This window comes from Massilimicrobiota sp. An105, from assembly GCF_002161155.1.
Lineage (GTDB): Bacteria > Bacillota_I > Bacilli_A > Erysipelotrichales > Coprobacillaceae > Allocoprobacillus > Allocoprobacillus merdigallinarum.
Window position 1 is genome coordinate 1 of the sequence record NZ_NFLY01000122.1, and the last position, 509, is coordinate 509.

General features: G+C 33.2%; 1 protein-coding gene. It reads left to right on the forward strand.

The features are described from left to right. A partial coding sequence (locus B5E48_RS13470) for a transposase (RefSeq protein WP_206407356.1) occupies positions 1-509 on the forward strand: 509 nt, incomplete at both ends.

The following is a 509-nucleotide window of genomic DNA, read 5'->3' on the forward strand; positions in this document are numbered from 1 at the left end:
TACCTTGATGAAAAACTTTCAGATGTTAAACATCCTGGAATAACAGTTGAAGATAAAGAATCAAAGAAGAAAAGAGGAATCAGCGATCAGAAGAGAAACATTGTCTGTGCCATAGATGAGCACAACAATAAAGTGATACAGGTATCAGAAAGAGGAAGAATACATACCAAGAATCTCTATGAAATATATAAAGACAAAATCCCTTCACAATGTACAGTTGTCAGTGACAGCTTACGCTCATATCATGGACTGATGAAAAAGTTAGGAGTCAAATGGATTAAGATACCATCAGGCAAGAAAGAAAAGGACGGATATACATTGGATAAGGTCAATAGATTGCATTCGTCTATTGAATTATTTTTGCATGGATATAGAGGGATATCAGACAAATATTTAAAGAACTACATTGGACTATATAAGATGAAAGATCAGAATAAAAATTACTATAACAAAACGACTTTCAAGGGAATATACAAGAAGATCATGAACTCCATGTGTGAGCTAAGATA